This window comes from Streptococcus sp. KR, from assembly GCF_002238115.1.
Taxonomy (GTDB): Bacteria; Bacillota; Bacilli; order Lactobacillales; family Streptococcaceae; genus Streptococcus.
The window spans coordinates 1-380 of sequence record NZ_NGVM01000182.1 but is presented as its reverse complement, the minus strand read 5'-3'; the positions used below and the strand labels follow the sequence as shown (position 1 = coordinate 380).

The window sequence follows — 380 nt, the reverse complement described above, 5'->3', positions numbered from 1 at the left end:
AACTAAGACATTTTGAACCTGGCGTAAATGCATGGCATGTAAAGCGATCATTGCACTGGCCCCGTCTCGATCAGAGACGTTCGCTCGCGTCATGTGAATGGCCTGCGGAAAGCCATTGATATCAACTGCCAGATGGCGCTTAATCCCCGAGATTTTCTTACCAGCGTCGTAACCTTTGTTTTCAGCAGTAGCGGTGTTTTTGACGCTCTGAGCGTCAACGATAATAAAGGAAGTTAAAGCTGAACGTCCTTGGTAAGTTCGCCGAGCAATGACAATTTTTTTAAAACTTGTTCCAATAAAGAATCAGCCGTAGGCTCAGCTTTAGTTGACCAAATTTTGTAATAGTTGTAAACTGACCGCCATTCTGGGAAATCACCGGG

General features: G+C 45.0%; 1 pseudogene. It reads right to left on the bottom strand.

The window, feature by feature from the left end:
- Nucleotides 1-380: pseudogene (locus tag CBI42_RS13365) on the bottom strand (transposase); the annotation flags it as partial.